This is a genomic window from Senegalia massiliensis (genome assembly GCF_009911265.1).
GTDB lineage: Bacteria > Bacillota > Clostridia > Tissierellales > SIT17 > Anaeromonas > Anaeromonas massiliensis_A.
In genome coordinates, this window is sequence record NZ_QXXA01000009.1 from 141,491 (window position 1) to 161,699 (window position 20,209).

22 protein-coding genes are annotated in these 20,209 nt (G+C 28.7%); 2 read left to right on the top strand and 20 right to left on the bottom strand.

All coding sequences use genetic code 11. The annotated features are described in order from the left end of the window. Nucleotides 1-33: 33 nt before the first annotated feature. The 13 genes from D3Z33_RS16955 to D3Z33_RS09130 form a co-directional block, all read right to left on the bottom strand. The gene (locus D3Z33_RS16955; RefSeq protein WP_279279074.1) at nucleotides 34-159 is read right to left on the bottom strand and encodes a hypothetical protein; all 126 of its coding nucleotides are present in this window, start codon (nucleotides 157-159) and stop codon (nucleotides 34-36) included. Nucleotides 160-244: 85 nt separating this feature from the next. Beyond that, entirely contained in the window at nucleotides 245-1,690 is a 1,446-nt protein-coding gene (locus D3Z33_RS09075) for a leucyl aminopeptidase (RefSeq protein ID WP_160197440.1), read from the bottom strand. Between the two features lie 93 nt (nucleotides 1,691-1,783). Continuing rightward, nucleotides 1,784-2,383 carry a nitroreductase family protein gene (locus D3Z33_RS09080; protein WP_160197503.1) on the bottom strand — a complete coding sequence of 200 codons (600 nt, stop codon included), beginning with the start codon at nucleotides 2,381-2,383 and terminating at the stop codon, nucleotides 1,784-1,786. 109 nt (nucleotides 2,384-2,492) lie between these two features. After that, a complete protein-coding gene (gene abc-f / locus D3Z33_RS09085; RefSeq protein ID WP_160197441.1) occupies nucleotides 2,493-4,139 on the bottom strand; it encodes a ribosomal protection-like ABC-F family protein in 1,647 nt (548 codons plus the stop codon). Nucleotides 4,140-4,570: 431 nt separating this feature from the next. Beyond that, nucleotides 4,571-4,735, bottom strand: a complete 165-nt coding sequence (locus D3Z33_RS09090; protein ID WP_160197442.1) for a hypothetical protein — start codon at nucleotides 4,733-4,735, stop codon at nucleotides 4,571-4,573. Nucleotides 4,736-5,047: 312 nt separating this feature from the next. Next, nucleotides 5,048-5,224 (bottom strand): hypothetical protein, encoded by a 177-nt coding sequence (locus D3Z33_RS09095; RefSeq protein ID WP_160197443.1) that lies wholly within the window; start codon nucleotides 5,222-5,224, stop codon nucleotides 5,048-5,050. An 85-nt stretch (nucleotides 5,225-5,309) separates the two neighbouring features. Then, entirely contained in the window at nucleotides 5,310-6,332 is a 1,023-nt protein-coding gene (locus D3Z33_RS09100) for a restriction endonuclease (protein ID WP_160197444.1), read from the bottom strand. Between the two features lie 321 nt (nucleotides 6,333-6,653). Further along, nucleotides 6,654-7,037, bottom strand: a complete 384-nt coding sequence (locus tag D3Z33_RS09105; protein ID WP_160197445.1) for a PH domain-containing protein — start codon at nucleotides 7,035-7,037, stop codon at nucleotides 6,654-6,656. Between the two features lie 16 nt (nucleotides 7,038-7,053). Continuing rightward, nucleotides 7,054-7,380 (bottom strand): hypothetical protein, encoded by a 327-nt coding sequence (locus tag D3Z33_RS16960; RefSeq protein WP_160197446.1) that lies wholly within the window; start codon nucleotides 7,378-7,380, stop codon nucleotides 7,054-7,056. A 250-nt stretch (nucleotides 7,381-7,630) separates the two neighbouring features. Beyond that, nucleotides 7,631-8,002, bottom strand: coding sequence for a hypothetical protein (locus D3Z33_RS09115; protein WP_160197447.1), 372 nt, complete (start codon nucleotides 8,000-8,002; stop codon nucleotides 7,631-7,633). A 150-nt stretch (nucleotides 8,003-8,152) separates the two neighbouring features. Continuing rightward, complete coding sequence (locus tag D3Z33_RS09120) at nucleotides 8,153-9,076, bottom strand: alpha/beta hydrolase (protein ID WP_160197448.1); 924 nt, start codon at nucleotides 9,074-9,076, stop codon at nucleotides 8,153-8,155. Between the two features lie 72 nt (nucleotides 9,077-9,148). After that, nucleotides 9,149-9,628: a YbaK/EbsC family protein gene (locus D3Z33_RS09125; RefSeq protein WP_160197449.1), complete on the bottom strand. Its 480-nt coding sequence runs from the start codon at nucleotides 9,626-9,628 to the stop codon at nucleotides 9,149-9,151. 15 nt (nucleotides 9,629-9,643) lie between these two features. Next, complete coding sequence (locus D3Z33_RS09130) at nucleotides 9,644-10,816, bottom strand: DUF362 domain-containing protein (protein ID WP_160197450.1); 1,173 nt, start codon at nucleotides 10,814-10,816, stop codon at nucleotides 9,644-9,646. A 133-nt stretch (nucleotides 10,817-10,949) separates the two neighbouring features. Between D3Z33_RS09130 and D3Z33_RS09135 the strand changes: the two genes are divergently transcribed. Continuing rightward, entirely contained in the window at nucleotides 10,950-11,366 is a 417-nt protein-coding gene (locus D3Z33_RS09135) for a Fur family transcriptional regulator (protein WP_160197451.1), read from the top strand. Nucleotides 11,367-11,536: 170 nt separating this feature from the next. Continuing rightward, a complete protein-coding gene (prxU, locus tag D3Z33_RS16730; RefSeq protein WP_243153469.1) occupies nucleotides 11,537-12,256 on the top strand; it encodes a thioredoxin-dependent peroxiredoxin in 720 nt (239 codons plus the stop codon). Between the two features lie 59 nt (nucleotides 12,257-12,315). On the opposite strand, the gene D3Z33_RS09150 is transcribed toward prxU, so the two are convergent. The 7 genes from D3Z33_RS09150 to D3Z33_RS09180 form a co-directional block, all read right to left on the bottom strand. Then, nucleotides 12,316-12,687, bottom strand: coding sequence for a DUF1667 domain-containing protein (locus tag D3Z33_RS09150; RefSeq protein WP_160197454.1), 372 nt, complete (start codon nucleotides 12,685-12,687; stop codon nucleotides 12,316-12,318). A gap of 1 nt (nucleotide 12,688) precedes the next feature. Then, entirely contained in the window at nucleotides 12,689-13,951 is a 1,263-nt protein-coding gene (locus D3Z33_RS09155; RefSeq protein ID WP_160197504.1) for an NAD(P)/FAD-dependent oxidoreductase, read from the bottom strand. A gap of 47 nt (nucleotides 13,952-13,998) precedes the next feature. Next, on the bottom strand, nucleotides 13,999-15,435 hold the full coding sequence (locus D3Z33_RS09160) for an NAD(P)/FAD-dependent oxidoreductase (RefSeq protein WP_160197455.1): 1,437 nt from the start codon (nucleotides 15,433-15,435) through the stop codon (nucleotides 13,999-14,001). Nucleotides 15,436-15,556: 121 nt separating this feature from the next. Further along, on the bottom strand, nucleotides 15,557-17,059 hold the full coding sequence (gene glpK / locus D3Z33_RS09165) for a glycerol kinase GlpK (protein ID WP_160197456.1): 1,503 nt from the start codon (nucleotides 17,057-17,059) through the stop codon (nucleotides 15,557-15,559). A 79-nt stretch (nucleotides 17,060-17,138) separates the two neighbouring features. Next, nucleotides 17,139-17,858, bottom strand: coding sequence for an MIP/aquaporin family protein (locus D3Z33_RS09170; RefSeq protein ID WP_201750487.1), 720 nt, complete (start codon nucleotides 17,856-17,858; stop codon nucleotides 17,139-17,141). Nucleotides 17,859-17,953: 95 nt separating this feature from the next. Beyond that, nucleotides 17,954-18,520 (bottom strand): glycerol-3-phosphate responsive antiterminator, encoded by a 567-nt coding sequence (locus D3Z33_RS09175; RefSeq protein ID WP_160197458.1) that lies wholly within the window; start codon nucleotides 18,518-18,520, stop codon nucleotides 17,954-17,956. A gap of 173 nt (nucleotides 18,521-18,693) precedes the next feature. Continuing rightward, nucleotides 18,694-20,142 carry an NAD(P)/FAD-dependent oxidoreductase gene (locus D3Z33_RS09180; protein ID WP_160197459.1) on the bottom strand — a complete coding sequence of 483 codons (1,449 nt, stop codon included), beginning with the start codon at nucleotides 20,140-20,142 and terminating at the stop codon, nucleotides 18,694-18,696. Nucleotides 20,143-20,209 lie beyond the last annotated feature (67 nt).

Below are 20,209 nucleotides of genomic sequence, written 5' to 3' on the forward strand. Positions count from 1 at the left end.
CCACTACAAAAATAAATGTAGTGGGTTTTGTTATTACTTTTCAAAAGCTATCAAGTAATATTTTTCTTGAAGACTCTTTTCTAAATCTTTTAATTTAGTTAATTCATCTTCCTTAAGATCTGCCAAAGGTACTTGATTTAATTTGTTTTTGGATTCCATATGTTTAAATCGTCCTCCTTATATAGTTTAAAATTTATTGTACCTTTTATTATTTTGGCCTAATCTATTATTTTTATTCTTTAGTTTAATTTTTTGCTAAATAATAAAGTGGTCTTACTGCTATACCTGTTCCACCTTTAGATATAACACCAGATTCTTTTTTTGCAAACGCAGTACCTGCTATGTCTATATGAATCCATGGTAAATCCCCATTAAATTCACCTACAAATAACCCTGCAGTTATAGTACCAGGATTTCCTGCTGTATTAGTTAAATCAGCTTCTTCATGTTTTATAAGTTCCTTGTATTCATCAAATATTGGCATTCTCCATATTTGTTCACCACTTAATTTAAAACTATTATCTATGTCTTTAAAGAATTCATCATTATTACTAATAGCAACTGAAGCTGCATCTCCAGTACAATAAATTGCAGCACCTGTAAGAGTTGCTATATCTAATACTTTATTTACCTTTTCTTTTGTAACGATATAGTTCATAGCATCTATTAAGGTTAATCTTCCCTCTGCATCAGTATTACCAATAAATATAGTTTTTCCACCCATAGAATTAATAATGTCACCTGGTCTATAACTATTTCCAGAAATCATATTTTCACATGCAGCAACAACAGCAACTACATTTCTTTTAATTTTAGCTTCTGAAATTGCACACATAGATCCAATAACTGCAGCAGCTCCTCCCATATCACTTTTCATAGTTACCATACCTGAAGTAGGTTTAATTGAGAGACCACCTGAATCATAAGTTAAGCCTTTACCAACATATCCTAAAGTTTCTTCACTTTCACTATCACCTTTATAACGCATAATAATAAACTTTGGCTCTATAGAAGAAGCTTTAGCCACAGACAAATAAGCTTCCATACCTAATTCTTTGATTTCATTTAATCCTAAAACTTCAACCTCAAATCCTTTTTCTTTTCCTAACTCTTTTACCTCTTCAGAAAGTTTTATAGGATTCATTACATTAGCAGGTTGATTCACTAAATTTCTTGCTATTATATTTGAACTTGCAAGAATCATAGCTTCATTTTTTATTTCTTCATAATGATCTGGATCATTTACTAATATATCTAATGAAATTTCATCTTTATCATCTTTATCAGTCTTATAATCATCAAACTTATAATTTGCCATAATAATAGACTCTACTGCTGCTTTTACATTAATTTCATTCTTTTCTGAATTTTCATCTTTAAAAATTAAAGCCATATTTTTAATATTTTCTTTTTTTAACTTACGAAAACCATTAGCTAATGTATTTAATAATTTTCTGTATTTAATATCATCCTTTTTTCCTAATCCTACAAGAACAACTTCTATTAATTTATCATCTTGTGAAATTGTCATTTTATAGTTTTTACCAGCTTTTCCTTCAAAACGTTTTGATTCTTTTAATTTCTCTAGTGGTATATTGATCCCATCTAATACTAATTCATCTTCATACATTGGAATCATCAAACCATCATATTTAGAAATTTCCACTTCTTTCATTAAATATACTTTCATTTTATCTAAATCCCCCTTCAAAATATGTAATTCTATATATATAATATTCATATTATATATATAGAATTATATCATAAATATGAATAAATTATATTAATCTAATATTTTAACTCTCTTATCTAAAGGTAAAAATTCTTTTTCTCCTGCATCTTCTTCTTTTTTACCAAAAGGCAATTGAGCCAATAACTTCCATGACTTATCTATATTCCATTCCGATTTAACATCTTCTTCTATAAGTTCAGTATAATGTTGTAAAGAAGCACCTAATCCATTAATAGCAAGTCCTGTCCAAATATTATATTGAAGCATTCCTGATGATTCTAGTGAATATATTGGAAAACTTTCTTTATATAATGGAAATTGTTCTTTAAGAGATTCAACTGTATCTTGATCTTCAAAAAATAAAATAGTTCCATAACCCTTTCTAAAAGATTCTATCTTCTGTTCAGTAGGTTCAAATTGTCCTTCTGGTACAACTTTTCTTAAAGCATCCTCAGTTATATCCCAAAATCTCTTGTGTTTATCATTTAAAAGCAATATTACTCTACCACTTTGTGAATTAAAAGCAGTTGGTGTATGTTTTACACTTTCCTCAATTATTTCTTTTATTTTTTCATCTGAAATAGGGGAAGAATCACTTATATTATATATACTTCTCCTCTCTTTCATAGCATCATAAAAATTCATTAAAATACCTCCTATTATTTGATAATTCTTTTCATTAATATAGAGTTACCCTAAGGAGGTATATATTATTCATATGTTATTGTTAAGTTATTTTAACTTTAAAACTAATAAAGTGCTAATAATTCCCTTTAAGTTTATTTATATCTTTTACTAATTGATTAAACTCTTTATCTAGAACTTCCTTTTCTTCCTTTGAAGGCATTAAAGACAATTTTCCCATCACTTCTGACATTCTATTTTCTAATATTAAAAGTTTCTTTTCAGCCTGTTCTTTACCAAAGTTAATATTATTTTCTTTTCTTTCTATAAATTCTTTATAGCTTCCTTTAAATACTTTTAAACTCTTGTCCTCTATAGTTATTATTTTATTTGCTATCTTTTCTATAAAAGTCTTATCATGAGTTACTAAAAGAAGACTTCCTTCATAGTCTAACAAGACATCTTCAAGTGCTTCTATAGATGGTATATCTAGATAATTAGTAGGCTCATCTAATATAATAAAATTTACATCTGATAAGAAAATTTTTGCAAAGGCTACTTTTACTCTTTCTCCTCCACTTAATACTTCAACATTTTTCTTTATATCTTCTCTCTTAAATAATAATCTTGATAAAAGTGTTCTTACAATAGTCTCATTCTGAATACTATCCTCCATTACATTTTCTAGAATAGTTTTATTCTCTCTTAATATATCTAACCTTTGAGAAAAATATCCTATCTTAAGATTTTTACATGTATTTATACTGTCATGTCCCTCTAATATCATCTTTATTAGAGTAGTTTTTCCAGTACCATTACCTCCTAATAATGCAGCTTTATCTCCATTAAATATCTTTAATTCCGAATTTCTAAAAAGAATCTTATCTCCAAAGGATTTAGATATTTTATCTCCATCTATTAATAACTTGTTTCTCAAATTAGTCACTGAAGGCATATCTATTTTTACCTGATGTATTTCCTTAGGTTTTTCCTTTTTATTTAATTTTTCTATCCTAGTTTCCAAGGCATTTATAGTATTATGAATCTTCCCTTGAATTTGTCGAGTACTTGACTTATGAAGTCTTGCTTCAGAGTTACCCATCCTTGTAGGAGCCTTCTTCATACCTTTGGCATGACCTTGTCTTTCATAAATTGTTTGAGTTAATCTTCCCTTTTCTTTAATATATTCTTCATATTCAAACTCTTGTCTTTCTCTTATAGATTCCTTTTGCTCCTTATATGATGAATAATTACCGCTATATTCCTTAATTTCTCCATCTTCTACCTCAATTATCTTATCTACTACATTATCAAGTAGAGTTCTATCATGGGATACTATTAAGATTGCTCCATAGAAATTTTTAAGTTTCTCTGTTAGTAGATCTATCCCATCTATATCTAAATTGGATGTAGGTTCATCTAATAGCAATAGATCTGGATTCACACTTAATCCCTCAGCCAATTTAAGTCTTGTTTTCTCTCCTCCACTTAAGGTATCTCTATTATCATAGTCTACTTTAAACTCACCCTTTAACTTATAGTCCATGTCTTTATCTTCTGGAGTTCCTAATTGAGTTATATAACTTATCTTACCCTTAATATCTACTTCTCCACTATCTGGATTATCTTCAGTAGATAGTATATTCATTAAAGTAGTCTTACCAGATCCATTTACTCCTACTATACCTATCCTATCTCCTTCATATATTCTAATGTTTTTTATATCTAGTATTTTTCTTTCTCCATAATATTTCTTTATATTTTTTCCTTCTAATATAAGCATAAAAAAACCTCCCTTTGATTTCTAGAGAGGATATATCCGCAGTAAAATAAAGCCTTTTCATCTAATTTTAGACAACAAAAAAAGATGATAGCTTATGCACATACTAATCCCACCCAGAAATACAGTTAATTTTCTATACACTACAAAGTGTATTAAATTACTCTGTCTCATAAATAGGATTAATTGAACATCGCTCCACCTTACCTTTCATTAGTATAACTGTATTATATCATAAATTAAAATAATATCAAACCAACCCCTCATATCTAAGTATTGCATTTATTTCTATTTTCTTTCATTTGTTGAATTGTAAATACATGTCCTTAAATAGCTAATAAGATTTTTAATTTTTATATTTTTACTTATTGATTTAAATTTATTAATGGCATATTCTAAAGTGAAATAATCTAATTGTTCTAAATCTTTTTTTACTACTGATAAGGAATATAGGTGTTTACTATTTTTACTTTATTATTGTTTTCTATGTCTAATAAAAGCATCCTTATTGCATGAGTCACAGCTCTTTTATATGATTCATCTAAGTAATTTATATAGCAATTAGATATTATCTTTTTAAAATTATCATTGAAACTCAAAGATTCATTTTTTCTATCAATTTTTCTTTATTTACTTCTTTTTTATCTATTACTACAGTATTAGACTGACTGATTTATATTTTTTGTAGAAATCTCTGGTATTGGTGAGATAATTTTATTCTCTTCCATTGGTTCATTTTGTTATTTTTCATTTGGTAATAATTTTTTAAGCTCTTCATAGTCAATTGTATACCAAAGAGTCCTGTCCATTTTCATAGTATTATAATTCCCTATTATAAGTAATTTCATTTCTCTTAGTTTTTTGAATATCCTTTTTACTATTTCTTTACTCCAAAATGGAAACTCTTCTCTTCATTCTTCTATAGTATTGTATGCCCAATATATTCCGTCTCTAAAATTATGATTTTTCTTTTTGTTAACTTCTAACCAATAATTGATTTGTTGAAGGACTATAGTTTCGTTTAGTCCTAAAACTTTTGCTATATCTCTATTAACTACTATAGGGTTACTATTAAATAAATTTTGCATAAAATTACCGCCAAATTTCTTTTTAATATTTATATAGAAATTTGGAGGTAAAGTTACTATTGTTATTTTATTTTCTTATAATTCTTTACTCTTCTTCATTTAACATCCATACACGTTTTAAAGGAATTTCAGCTTTTATCTTATCGCTAAGACTTTCATAATTTTTAAATATTTCTTCAATTATTTTTTGTGAGTCCCAAAGACGTACTTTAAAGAACTGTTTTGGTATTTCTCTTATTACTGAATTTTTAAATCCACTCCAAGATACTAATAACCCAAAATCAGCATTGAAATTACTCATAGTTCCAATGAGCTGATCTAAAGTTGGTCTATCTAGTGGATTATTACTAGTCTTTATTTGAGCACATATTTTTGGAGACCCAAAACCTAAAGTATCTGCTGAAGCCAATATATCTACTCCATGATCAGATCCTTCTGGACTTCTAAATGTAGTGAATCCTTTAGCTTTTAATATTTCTTCTATAAGTTCTTCCATTTTATGCCCTTTAAACTTTTGTATTATTCTTTCTGATATACTATCAAATATATATTCATTTAAATCTACTGGAACTGCTTCATCTGAATCATCTACCAACTCTTCTACAGTTTTAGCTTTTGGAATATACCAATTATTTTTATACATTTGCTTGATTCTTTCTTCAGCATTGTTTTTATGTATTCTACATACTGTCATAAATGCTCCTAGTGAATATAATATATCTTGATCAAATCTATCTCTAGGTATATCTTGTGCAAACCAATCTACTTCTCTATAGTGATAGTATGGGTTTCCTAAAGATTCATCAAAAATATAATCACCTATGATTTTTCCAAAATGAATTGTTCTATTAACCTTTGATGGCAGTACAACCCAATCCTCTTTTTCCATATTATAGACCATTGGCCATATTTGAGATGCCCAATTTATAGCGGTCTTTTCTTTCTCTAAATCGTAGTGATTTATAAGTACTTTATAAAGTTCTTTTTTACACTCCACATTTCTTAAATCAAAGTTAAGCTCATCCCAAGTCAAATACACTCTACCCTCAGTTAAAAATTTATTTTCATATTCACCATTACTACCAGCTCTAAATAACCATATACTCATATACAAAATACCCCTTTTTTTATAAAATTCCTCTATTTAATTATAGAAATAGTTAAGTTATATTTATCAGCAATATTATGTTCTCATTATACCATATAAATTTACTATATCTAAGATTCATATTGCCGATAAATTTATAATTATTTTTATACTTTATATAAATACTCATTTAAAATAAGTGATTTTTCTAACTATGAATTTTTAAAAAAATACCTTCAATTTTATTTCTTCTTTGAGTAAAATTTGAAGGTAAAGTATGTACTCTTATTTTGTGTTTTTTAATTTATAACATATCTATTATAAGAATTAAAATGATATTTATTACTGTATCATATAGTTATTTATAATATCATAAACTCTTAAAAGTAATCCATCCATCTTCTTATCTTTAAAAAATTTAAGCTCAACAGTAATTCCACCTGATAACACTAACTTTATTTCAGAATCTAAATCAAAAGTACCAGCTGTTTCTACAGCATAGGTAATAATACTTTTGTATGGTATAGTATAATATTCTATCTTTTTACCTGTAATCCCTTGTTTATCAGCTACTAATATTCGTTTATCTGTAAATATTGCAACATCTCTAACTGTTTTTACAGCAAATTTCACAATTTCATTTTCAGATATAAAAGGGTTTAAACTCTCAGGAACAGGTAACTCTTGATAAAAATTAAAAATTTTATTTAAATTTACATCTGCCATATTGTTTCATCCTCTACTAATTTATATTTATTTCTGATACTAGTATTCTTGGGATTGTAATATTTCCACCTAAAGCTGATTCATAAGTATATAGACCAATGCTGGAGCCTTTGATAGTTACTAAATCATCTTCTAATATTCTTACATTCGTTATATTAGGATCATAATCGGCTTCTGTAATAGAGATTGGAGTCAAGGCAACACCTATTATAAACAAGACAAAAGTAACTATTAATGAAATTACAATTTTTTTCTTTGACTTTCTTTTTATAAATCTCATCACTAACCATACCAAAGAAAATATAAAACCTATAAATCCTATTAAAGGTAAAAATCCTCCCATTTACATTTCCTCCTTTAGTTTTAATTATTTTTATTGTTTATTATTTAATTTAAATACTATATGTTAAAGAGTTTCTTACATTCATCTATCACTCACTTTTAACTTTCTTAAAGTATATATTATAAAATAGTAGATATTTTTAAAATAAGATAGAAACCAAATTATGAAATTGATTTCTATCTATATTATTTACACTACTATATAATAATCAGATGCTAAAGCTAAAAACTCTCTTATTCCCAAATATCTCCTATTCAACATCTACTTGTTTTTTACTTTTACTATAACTTTCTTTATTTCTAAAGTAGTGAAATATCAACAATAAACCAAATACAAGACTAAGTACTGACCATATTGCAAGATCTGAGTATGAACCTATATTAGTTATTCCAAGTAGACCTCCTATTATATAAAATACTATTGCTGTTATTAATACTCCTTTTTTATCTTTTGAGATTAATACTAGTATTCCTCCTATTAACATAGAGATTGCTAAGAAAAACCCTGCACTACCACTTATCTCGCCCTGACCTTCCATGGCATTACTTACTCCTGCTACACATGACTGAAGCATAATAAATAAAAATAATACTAATGATATAACACCTATAACTTTTTTCATTATGATTCCTCCTTGAAATAATATTTGTTTAATTATATTATTTCAAAAGAAGTGTACCATTGTACGGACAAGTTATATTTATCTTTTATATATACTAATCGTTGCATCAAAGCCAGCTTTGTTCAGTTTTTTAATTTGATTTTCTGAACTTTACTCATAAACTTCTTTAATCCAGTCAGTTATATGATTATATACTTCTTTTCTATTTATTTCATTTAACATTTCATGTCTACCACCAGGATATAGTTTTATATTTACATTTTTTATTCCTATATCTTTATATGTTTCATAAAGTTTTTTTACTTGTTTCCCATATCCACCTACAGGATCTTTATCTCCTGAAAATATGAATATTGGTAGATTTTTTGGTATGTTTTCTAATCTTTCTTTTATATAAAGTTTAGATAGCCCATCAAAAAAATAATAATAATATATAATTGGAAATATAGTTCCACATAATGGATCTTCATCATATTTTTCAACTTGTTCTTCATCTCTAGTAAGCCATGAAAATTTTGAAATTGGATGTTTTATTTTTTTGTTAAAATTACCAAAACTTGCTTTGTCTATTAAATTAGCTTTATTTTTATCATCATATATTTTTTTCTGAATTGTTGAAATTATTTGACCTAGTTTTATTGGTATACCTTCCATTTTAGCAGATCCTGAAAGTATAAGTCCATCTATACTTTCACCATATTTAATTATGTATTCTTGTGATATAAATGAACCAAAGCTATGTCCTAATAATATTATAGGTAAATTTGAATATGATTTTTTTATCATCCTATTTATTATATAACCATCATGGACGATATTACTAAAACCATCCTCTCCAATATTTCCTAGGTTATCTACTCCTTTTGCTGTTTTACCATGTCCTCTATGATCGGAGGCATATACTATATATCCTTCTCTATTTAAATGTTTTGCAAAGTCATTATATCTTGCTGCATGTTCTGCCATACCATGAAATATTTGTACTACTCCTTTTGGTTCATTTACTCTATTCCAAGTATATAAATATATTGGAAAATCATCTTTTCCTTTTATGAATGTTCCATTATTTTTCATACTATCAACCTTCCTCTCATATATCATCATTATATAAATCATTTTTTATGTCATCTATTATAGGTGTAAGTCTTAAATACTTATAAATTTATAATCATACCCTAACTCTTTTAAAAACTTATACATATCTCCTGTTTTTATAATAATTGTTTTAGTATTATTATTTGGATGGAATGTTACTTCTTCTTTTTTTGCTATATTAGTATCTAAATATACTTGTATATCTTTTTCTTCATTATTTAATAGTCCAAATAAGGATACTGCTCCTGGTTTAGTATTCATTTTTTCTTCTAAATATTTTTCATTTGCAAATTTAATTCTCTTTTCTCCTATATATTCTTCAAAACTCTTTATATCCATTTTAGTATCTTCATTTATAAGTACAAGAAAAAATTTGTTTTTCTTTTTATTAGTTAAAAATAAATTTTTTATTCCTTCTTCACTAGTATATTTACGAGCTTCTTCGATTGTAAAAACTTCAGGATGTTCTATTAATTCATATTCTATATTCATTTCTTCTAATACTTCATATACTTTTTCTTCTGTTTTCACATTTATCAATCCTTTCTATAATTTAGCCATTAATTTCATAAGTAATGGTCTATGAATATCTATTGCATTTACTGGGCATAGTTCCTGACAACAAAAACATCTTATACATTCATCTAAATTTGCAGATGGCTTGTTATTAATCATTTTTATTACTTGAGGTGGGCAACTTTCCAGACATTTCTTACAACTAATACATATTTCTTTATTAAATACTGGTTTTGGTTGCATAAGTTCATTTATTATATCTCTCATAAATTTTGGTAGTTTACCATCTAAAAGGTCTAAACTTCTTATTTCTGGTACTATAAAATCCTTTATTTTAAGTTGATTTAATTTATTTCCTAAAAGTTCTATATCTGATAAATCACCTTTACATAATTTCCTTTCTATACACCTTTGTATTGTAGGTACTTTTTTAGAGTTTATTCCTATTAAATTTGTAGCTACTACATCTAAATGATATGGTGTTGTAGACGCTAATACTACTCCTACTTGTTTTGGTGTGCCTCCACTTGGTCCATTTCCTTCCATACCTACAATTCCATCCATAAATGATAATATTGGATTTGAAAGCATACATATATCTACTAAAGCATTTGAAAAGTCTTTGATATTTGGCATTCGCACATGATATTCTGCTTTTTCAAGTCCAGCTACTATTCCAAACATATTTTTAACTGCTCCCGTAAACATCATCATACCATGTGTTTTTAATTTTGATACTGATATTACTTTGTCTACTTTATTTAATACTTCTATAGCGTTTATATTTTTTAATATTAATCCTTTTTCATTTTTCATATTAACTGCATTTGTATTATAGTTTAATTCCGCTCCTATTTCATTCGATATTTCTTCTATTCCACAGGCCTTATATACTCCATTTAATATTTTTTTATTGAAAGGTCCTCCTGGGCTATCTGCTATTATTACTTCTGCACCATAGTCCATCAATACCTTTGCTAATGCTTTTGTAAAAACAGGATGAGTAGTTGTAGCTTCTTCAGGTCTTTTCTTCATTAACAAATTTATTTTAAGAAGTACCTTTTCTTTAGGTTTTATGTAATTTTCTATTCCACCTAAATTTTCAAAGGATTTCAATATTGATTCTTCAACTTTTTTATAATTATAATCAGGGCATTTGAGTAATGATACTTTTGTTCTATTCAACTTTACACAGCCTTTCATTTAGTACATTATATTATTATAATATCATAATATTTTGGGAAATTCACTTGAATTTAGCTGTAATTATTATTAATTTGTAATGATTACTATTTTGTATTATAATATTAATATATTATTTAAAAGGGGTAAAATTATGAACATAAAAAATTTATCAGATATTCTAGCAGAAAAAAATATTAGACCATCTTATCAAAGATTAAAAATATATGAATATTTAATGAATAATAAGAATCATCCTACTGTTGATGATATATATAATAATTTATTAATTCAAATTCCTACTTTGTCTAAAACTACTATATATACTACTCTAGAGTTGTTTATAGAAAAAGATTTAGTTCATAGGATACTTTTTGATAAAAAAGAATTTAGATATGATGCCAATTATAATCATAATGCTCACTTTAAATGCAAAAAATGTAGTAATTTATATGATATAGACATAGACACTAGTATTGCTAGTGATAAAAATTTAAAAGGATATGAAACTCATGATATACAAATTAATTTAACTGGGATATGTGAAAATTGTATTGCAAATATGACTTAAGCTAATATTAGCTTAAGTCTTTTTATTTATATTATAGACTATATCTATAAATAGTTGACAATCATTAAAAGTTCATCTATAATGTAATTGTAATGATTACATAATTGAATATATATCAATTTTGGAAAATTTTATTTTTGCTTATACTATATAAATGAAAGGGTGAAAATATGCCAAAAGAGTTTAAAGCAGGTTGTCAAAGACCAACAATTAAAAAGAAAGAAACAATTTCAGAAAAAAAAGATTTTGTAAAAGAAACTAAAAAGGAGGAATTGCAAATGATTAAAGTAGGTAAACCAGCACCAAATTTTAATGCACCAGGTTTTTATGATGGAAAGTTTATGGATTTTGATTTGTCTGAGTATAAAGGTAAATGGGTATTATTATGTTTCTATCCAGGAGACTTTACTTTTGTCTGAGCTACTGAAGTGTCAGCAGTTGCTGAAAAATTTAATGAATTACAAGATTTAGGTGTAGAAGTATTGTCTGTAAGTGTAGATAGTCCTTTTGTTCATAAAGTATGGAATGACAATGAGTTATCTAAAATGGTTAATAAGGATATTCCGTTCCCTATGTTATCTGACCAAGATGGTTCTATTGGTAAAAAATATGGTATTTATGATGAAGAAAGTGGCGTTGAAACTAGAGGTAGATTTATAATAGATCCTGATGGAATAGTACAAGGTTTTGAAGTACTTACTCCTCCAGTAGGTAGAAATGTATCTGAAACTATTAGACAAATAAAAGCATATCAATTGGTAAGAAAAACTCAAGGTGGTGAGGTTACTCCATCTGGATGGAAACCAGGTAAAAAGACTTTAAAACCAGGTCCAGATTTAGTGGGTAATGTTTGGAAAGAATGGAAAGTATCAGAAGCATTTGAAGATTAATATATATATACCATTACCGAATTCGGTAATGGTATTTTATTTATAAATAATTTATAATTTTATTCTTTTTCCATACTTCTTGATGCTACTATGTCTACTCGGGTATCTAATATATTTTTTACTACTACATCTCCTGACTTTATTGGTGCTATAATTTCTAAATTATTTATTATTTCCATAGCTTCAAATAGTTTATCTTTAGGTATCCCATCATTACTTATAACTGGTATTCTAGATAAGTGAGCTCCTACTATTTTTACTGTAGTAGTTAATACTCTAGTGGGATTAGTGACTTCTTTTATTCCGTATTTTTCTCCTCTAGGACAATTGTTTCCTTCTACTTTATACCCATCATCACTTTTAGGATCCTCTGTTATAGTTAGTCTACATCCAATAGGGCATACTATACATACTTTTTCATATTCCTTCATACTAGTTCTCCTTCCCTTGAACTTCTACTGAAATATTAGATATATTTTTATTTTTTATACTTTTAGCTGGTAATTTAACCCTTTCCATCTCTCCAGGGGCTAAATGTTTTTTATTAATTTCCCTTACTACTTCTCCATCTGCCTTAATTACTAGCTTTACATCTTTGTATACATCTGTCACTCTCATGAATAAGTCTAGGGTTGTATCTAAGTTTTCTTCTCTAATTTCATGGGGAATTATATATCTTATTCCATTCTTAGGTTGTGAATTTATTATGTGACTATAATTTGAAAGCTCTTTTTTAATAAATTTAGCTGCATTTTCTCCCGCTCTTCTACTTTCTTCTGTAACAAAATCTACTAGATCGTGTACATGTACTACATTTCCACAAGCAAATATTCCTTCTATACTAGTCTCCATAGATTCATTCACCCTTGGACCATTTGTTGTAGGATCTAATTGGATTCCTGTACTTTTTGAAAGTTCATTTTCCGGTATTAATCCAACAGAAAGTAATAACGTATCACATTCGTAAACTTTTTCAGTTCCTGATATAGGTTTTTTATTTTCATCTACCTTTGCTATGACTACTTTCTCTACTCTATCTTTCCCTTTTATATCTACTACTGTATGACTTAATAGTAATGGTATATCAAAATCATCTAGGCATTGGACTATATTCCTAGTCAATCCTCCTGAGTAGGGCATTAACTCTGCAACTGCTTGAACTTCTGCTCCTTCTAAAGTAAGTCTTCTAGCCATAATAAGTCCTATATCTCCTGAACCCAATATTACTACCTTTTTCCCTACCATATATCCTTCCATATTTATAAAACGCTGAGCAGTACCTGCTGTATATACCCCTGCAGGCCTTGTTCCTGGAATTGATAATGCCCCCCTTGGCCTTTCTCTACATCCCATTGCTAATACTATTGCTCCTGCTTTTATCTCCATAAATCCATCTTCTGAATTTATAGCGTTTATAACTTTATCTTCCGTTATATCTAATACCATAGTATCTAATTTATATTCTATATTTAAATCTTTTAATTCATTTATGAATTTCTCTGCATAACCTGGTCCTGTCAATTCTTCTTTAAACACATGAAGTCCAAATCCATTATGAATACATTGTTGAAGTATTCCTCCTAATTCTTTATCCCTTTCTATAACTAAAATATTATCTATACCATTTTTTTGAGCTTCTATTGCAGCAGCTAACCCTGCTGGGCCTCCTCCTATAACTACAATATCGTAATTCAACATGTTATCACTCCTATTATTTCTATTCTATAAATGCTAATAGTTTATTAGGATTTCGTTTTTCCTGTTAATATATTAGATTTATTTCCGTCCTTTACTACTTCTTCTATATCTTTATTTAGTTCTCTAGCTAATATTTCCATTACCCTAGGACCACAAAAACCACCTTGACATCTTCCTGCTCCAGGTCTTACTCTTCTTTTAATTCCATCAACTGTCATTGCCCCAACATTCTTCTTTATGCTATCTACTATTTCTCCTTCTGTTATATTTTCACATCTACAGATAATTCTACCGTACCTTGGATCTTTTTTTATCAATTCAACTTTTTTTTCTTTAGTTAACTGATCAAATACAATCATTTCTCTTCTAGGATTAAAGTCTGTATTTTCATCTAATCCATTATCAATTTCTTTAATTAAATCTACAACATATTGAGCTATTGCAGGTGCAGAGGATAATCCTGGAGACTTAATTCCCGCTACATTTATAAATCCTTTTGCTTCTTGTGATTCACCTATTATAAAGTCTCCTGTACTTGGTTCTGCTCTAAGCCCTGAGAAGTTAGTGATAGTCTTATTAAATGGTACTTTATCTATACTTTTTAAAGCTGTATTTCTCACGTAGTTAAGATTAGAGCTTGAAGTATGAATCTGATCCCTTTCATTATCACTTAATTCTTGGCTGTCTGGCCCTACTATTATATTCCCATGTACTGTAGGGGCAATCAAAACACCCTTTCCAAATTCATTAGGAGTTTGGAATATTATGTGGTTAGTTATATCTCCAGCACTCTTATCTAAAATATAGTATTGTCCCCTTTTAGGTATTATCTTAAATGTTTCATTTGCAACCATATTATTTATCTTATCTGCATATACACCAGCGCAGTTGATTACATATTTAGATTTCATTTCTCCATTATTTGTTAATATTTTATACCCATCATCTACCTTTTCAATATCTTTAACTTCGCTATTTAAAATTAACTCTACTCCATTGTCTACTGCATTTTCAGCTAAAGCTATAGCCAATTCATATACACCAACTATTCCTGCAGTAGGAGAATATAATGCTCCTATTATATCTTCATTTATATTAGGTTCCATTTCCTTAACTTTTTCTTTCCCTATTATTTGCATATTAGGTATATTGTTTTCTATACCTCTGTTATATAATTCTTCTACCATTTCCATGTCTTTATCGTTGAAAGCTAATACTAAAGATCCTATTCTTTTGAAAGGTACATCTAATTCTTCACATACCTTATCGAACATAGGATTTCCCTCTGAATTGAACTTGGCCATTTTTGTTCCTGGTTTTGCATCATAACCACCATGGATTATGGCACTATTTGCTTTTGTTGTACCATTTGATACTTCATTATCTTTTTCTATTATTCCTATATTTAGTTTATATCTTGATAATTCCCTTGCTATAAAATTTCCTATTACTCCAGCCCCTATTATTGTTACGTCATACATCAAGACTGCCTCCTTTATTTATTAATAAAAAAACCACACCAAATTAATCCTATCATTCCATAGGAAACTTAGTGTGGTTCTCATAATCTCAACCTAATATTTTATTTAAATTATATGTTTTTTACTTATCTTCTTCCCATCTTAAAGATCTTCCAATAGCTCTTTTCCAGCCCTTATATATTTTATCTACTTTTTGTTGTTCCATTTCAGGCTTAAATATCCTATCTATTGAACATCTCTTTGATATTTCCTCTTTACTTTTCCAGAATCCTACTGCTAATCCTGCTAAATATGCAGCTCCCATAGCAGTTGTTTCTGTTATCTCTGGTCTATTTACTGGAACACCTAGAATGTCAGACTGGAACTGCATCAAGAAATTGTTGGCTACCGCTCCACCATCTACTTTTAATTCCTTAAGATCTATACCTGAATCCTGTTGCATAGCTTCCAAGATATCTTTACTCTGATATGCTATAGATTCTAATGCTGCCCTTATAATATGATTTTTATTAGATCCTCGAGTAAGTCCAACCATTGTACCTCTAGCATACATATCCCAATGGGGTGCTCCTAATCCAACAAAAGCTGGTACTATATATACTCCATTGGAATCTTTAACCTTAGTTGCAAAATATTCACTATCTGCGGCATCGCTTATCATACTCAATTCATCTCTTAGCCATTGAATTATAGCTCCACCAACAAATATACTTCCTTCTAGGGCGTAATTTACTTTTCCATCTATTCCCCAAGCTATTGTAGTAATTAATCCATTATTTGACTCTACCATGTTTTCACCAGTATTCATAAGCATAAAACATCCAGTTCCATATGTGTTTTTAGCCATACCATCATCGAAACAAGATTGTCCAAATAAAGCTGCTTGTTGATCTCCTGCTATACCAGCAATTGGTATCTCTGCCCCTCCATAAGTTTGAGGATCAGTATGTCCATATACTTCACTGGAAGGCTTAACCTCGGGTAACATCGATGCAGGAATATCTAATTCCTTTAAAAGCTTTTCATCCCATTTAAGATCTTTGATATTATATATCATAGTTCTTGAGGCATTTGTGTAATCAGTTACATGTACCTTGCCCCTTGTCAAATTCCATATAAGCCATGTGTCTACATTTCCAAATAGTAATTCTCCACGTTCTGCTTTTTCTCTAGCACCTTCAACATTATCAAGAATCCATTTAATCTTTGTTCCAGAGAAATAAGCATCTACTACTAATCCCGTATTTTCTTTAATATATTCTTCTAATCCTCTTCTCTTTAAATCATCACATATATTAGCAGTTCTTCTACACTGCCAAACTATTGCATTGTAAATAGGTCTTCCCGTGTTCTTATCCCACACGATAGTAGTTTCTCTTTGATTTGTTATACCTATTGCTGCAATCTCTTGAGGTCTTATTCCAGCAGTTTCTAGTACTTCTCTAGCAACTCCACTTTGACTGCCCCAAATTTCCATAGGATCATGTTCTACCCATCCTGCATTAGGATAAATCTGTGTAAATTCCTTTTGTGCTACATTTACAATTTCACTATTATGATCAAAAAGTATAGCTCTTGAACTTGTAGTACCTTGATCTAATGCCATTATAAATTTCTTTTCCATTATACACCCTCCATAATATATTATATTAAAACATTTTTCAACAATAAAATTATAATATTATTTCTAGTAAACCTTTTCCTTAAACCCATATATTAAGAAAAAAATTATATAATAATGCTCCAATTACACCACCTACTATTGGACCAATAACTGGTACCCATGCGTATGACCAATCTGAATCCCTTTTCCCTGGAATTGGAAGTATAGCATGAGCTATTCTTGGTCCTAAATCTCTAGCTGGATTTATAGCATAACCTGTTGGTCCTCCTAAACTCAATCCAATACTCCATACTAAGAAACCTGCTAATAATGCACTTAATGGTCCTACTCCATTTTCGCCATAATTGATACCTAAGATTCCTACAACTAACATAGCAGTACCTATTACTTCAGTTATAAAATTCCACTTTAAATTTTTAATTGCTGGTCCTGTACTAAATACTCCTAATTTTACATTTGCATCATCAGTAGCTGCAAAATGATCTCTAAATGATAGATATACTAAAAATCCTCCTACCATTGCTCCTAATATTTGAGAAATTATATAACCAGGAACTAACGCCCAAGATATATCTCCAACTGTTGCCATTGCAATAGTTAATGCAGGATTTATATGTGCACCACTTACCCATCCTGTAATATATGCTGCCATAGCAACTGCCAGACCCCATGCAGTAGCAACAACAATCCACCCTGAATCATGAGCTTTAGATTTTTTAAGAGAAACGTTTGCTACAACCCCATCACCTAATAATATAAGTATCATAGTACCAAAAAATTCTGCTGTGTACATAGCCATATTCGACATATTAATTCCTCCATACTTTTAAATTTTAATGAATATGTGTTACTATAGTTTAATTTTTCATTTAACTATACCTACCCCCTTTTAAATCACATATACCATACGTCAGTATCACTTGTAGATATCCCTAGTGTACCTGCATTTAAACTTTCAATTACATCTTCCTTATCCCTTATTAATCCCCCAGCTATTATTGGTGTCCTTGTCTCCTCATGAATCTTCTTTATAACTTTAGGCATTATCCCTGGAAGGATTTCTACTGCATCAGGTCTTGCTGATTTTATAAGCTTTATTCCTGTTTCAAGGGATAAAGAGTCTAATATAAAAAGTCTTTGTATGGCAAATAAATCAAATTTTTTGGCAAATTTTATTAAATTACTTTTAGTTGTAATTATTCCATCAGGCTTAATATTTTTAGCTATATATTCTAAACTCCATCTATCTTTAGCAATTCCATCAATCAAGTCAATATGAACAAAAACCCCTTTATTATATTCTTTGCATTTCTCTACAATTTCCCCTATATTTAATATGTTCCCTGATAATAAAAATATATTTTTTACTGGAGATTTCAGTACAGCCTCAAGTTTCACTGATTCATTTAATGCTGCTATTATAGGATTTTCATGTATATTAGTAAAGAATTTAGTGGCCATGCCACTCCCCCTTTCATTTAATAAAAAAAGCATGTAGTGATGACCTATATCTCCATAGGTTTCACACATGCTCTCAATTCTCTGATCTGCGTAATATCACGATATTTAATTTCTATAAATATTTCATTATCTTAATTTTATTATAAAAAAAATTGTATGTCAATGATAGTTAATTATTTGTCGAATTTTCTTATATCATTTATAGATACTTTTTTAGGTGTAAATTGGCAATTTTCATCTCTAATTTCAACTTCATCTATAGGTATATTCTTTTCTCTAGATATTATTTTTTTCACCCTTGGCCTACAAAAATTTCCTTGACAAGTTCCCATACCTGCTCTTGTTCTTCTCTTTATAGAATCTGTTGATCTGATTGATATATTTCTGTTTATTGCATCGGTTATTTCATATTCTGTAACTTTTTCACATCTGCATATTATATTTTTTTTAGGATCTTCATGATCAATTTCTCCTTGGAAATCTTCTTTATTGATTATAATAGCTTTTCTATAAGGATTAAATTTTTTGTTTTTTTCAAACTTTAATCCGGATTTAGTTAATATATCTACAACTCTTAATGCTATAGCTGGAGATGAGGTTAAACCTGGTGAATCAATACCTGCTACATTTATAAATCCTTTTGTATCACTTTCTTCTATTATAAAATCTCCAGTATTACTTCTAGCTCTTATTCCAGAAAATGTAGTTAAAGCTCTTTTAATATTAAATTCTGGTATAGATTTCCTTGCACTATTGACCACATATTTTAATGCTTCTACTGTTGTATCTACACTCCATCTCTCATCTATATCTTCTGCATCTGGACCTATCATAAAGTTTCCATGATAAGTCGTTGTTACAAGTACTCCTTTTCCTTTATTAGTAGGTGTTTGAAACACTACTGTATTGACCAAATCCCCTTGATCTTTACCAAATAATATGTACTGTCCTTTTCTTGGTAGTATTTTAAAACTATTAATCCCTACCATATTAGCTATCTTATCACTATAAACTCCTGCTGCATTTATAATATATTTTGTATGTATTTCTTCTTTATTGGTATCTATGATAAAATGTTCATTTGTCTTTTTTATGTCAATTGCTTCTGTATTTAATTTAAGATCCACACCATTTTCAATAGCGTTTTCTACCAAAGCTATAGTCATTTCATAGGGAGATGTAACTCCAACACTTTTACAGTAAAATGCACTTCTCACATCTTCATTTATATTGGGCTCTATTCTTTTAATTTCATCTTTAGATATTATATCTATATCGTCTTTTTTATGACCTACTTTTAATGCATTTTCATATGTTTTCTCTAAATTTTTTTCATCCTCTTCATCAAAAGCTATTACCAATCCTCCTGTCTTCCTATATCCAAAGTTCAACTCTTTATCTAACTGTTCAAACATACTATTTCCCTTTATGCATAATTCGCCTTTTAGTGTACCATATTTACTTACATATCCTCCATGTACTATACCACTATTTCCTTTAGATGCTCCTAAGGATACATCTCCTTGTTTTTCTATCAAAGTTACATTCAAATCATATTTTGATAATTCCCTTGCTATAGCTCCACCTATAACTCCCGCTCCTATGATACAAATATCATACATATATCTCACCCTTTATATATTTTTATTAATTTAACTAATACATTATAATTTACCCTACAAATATAAT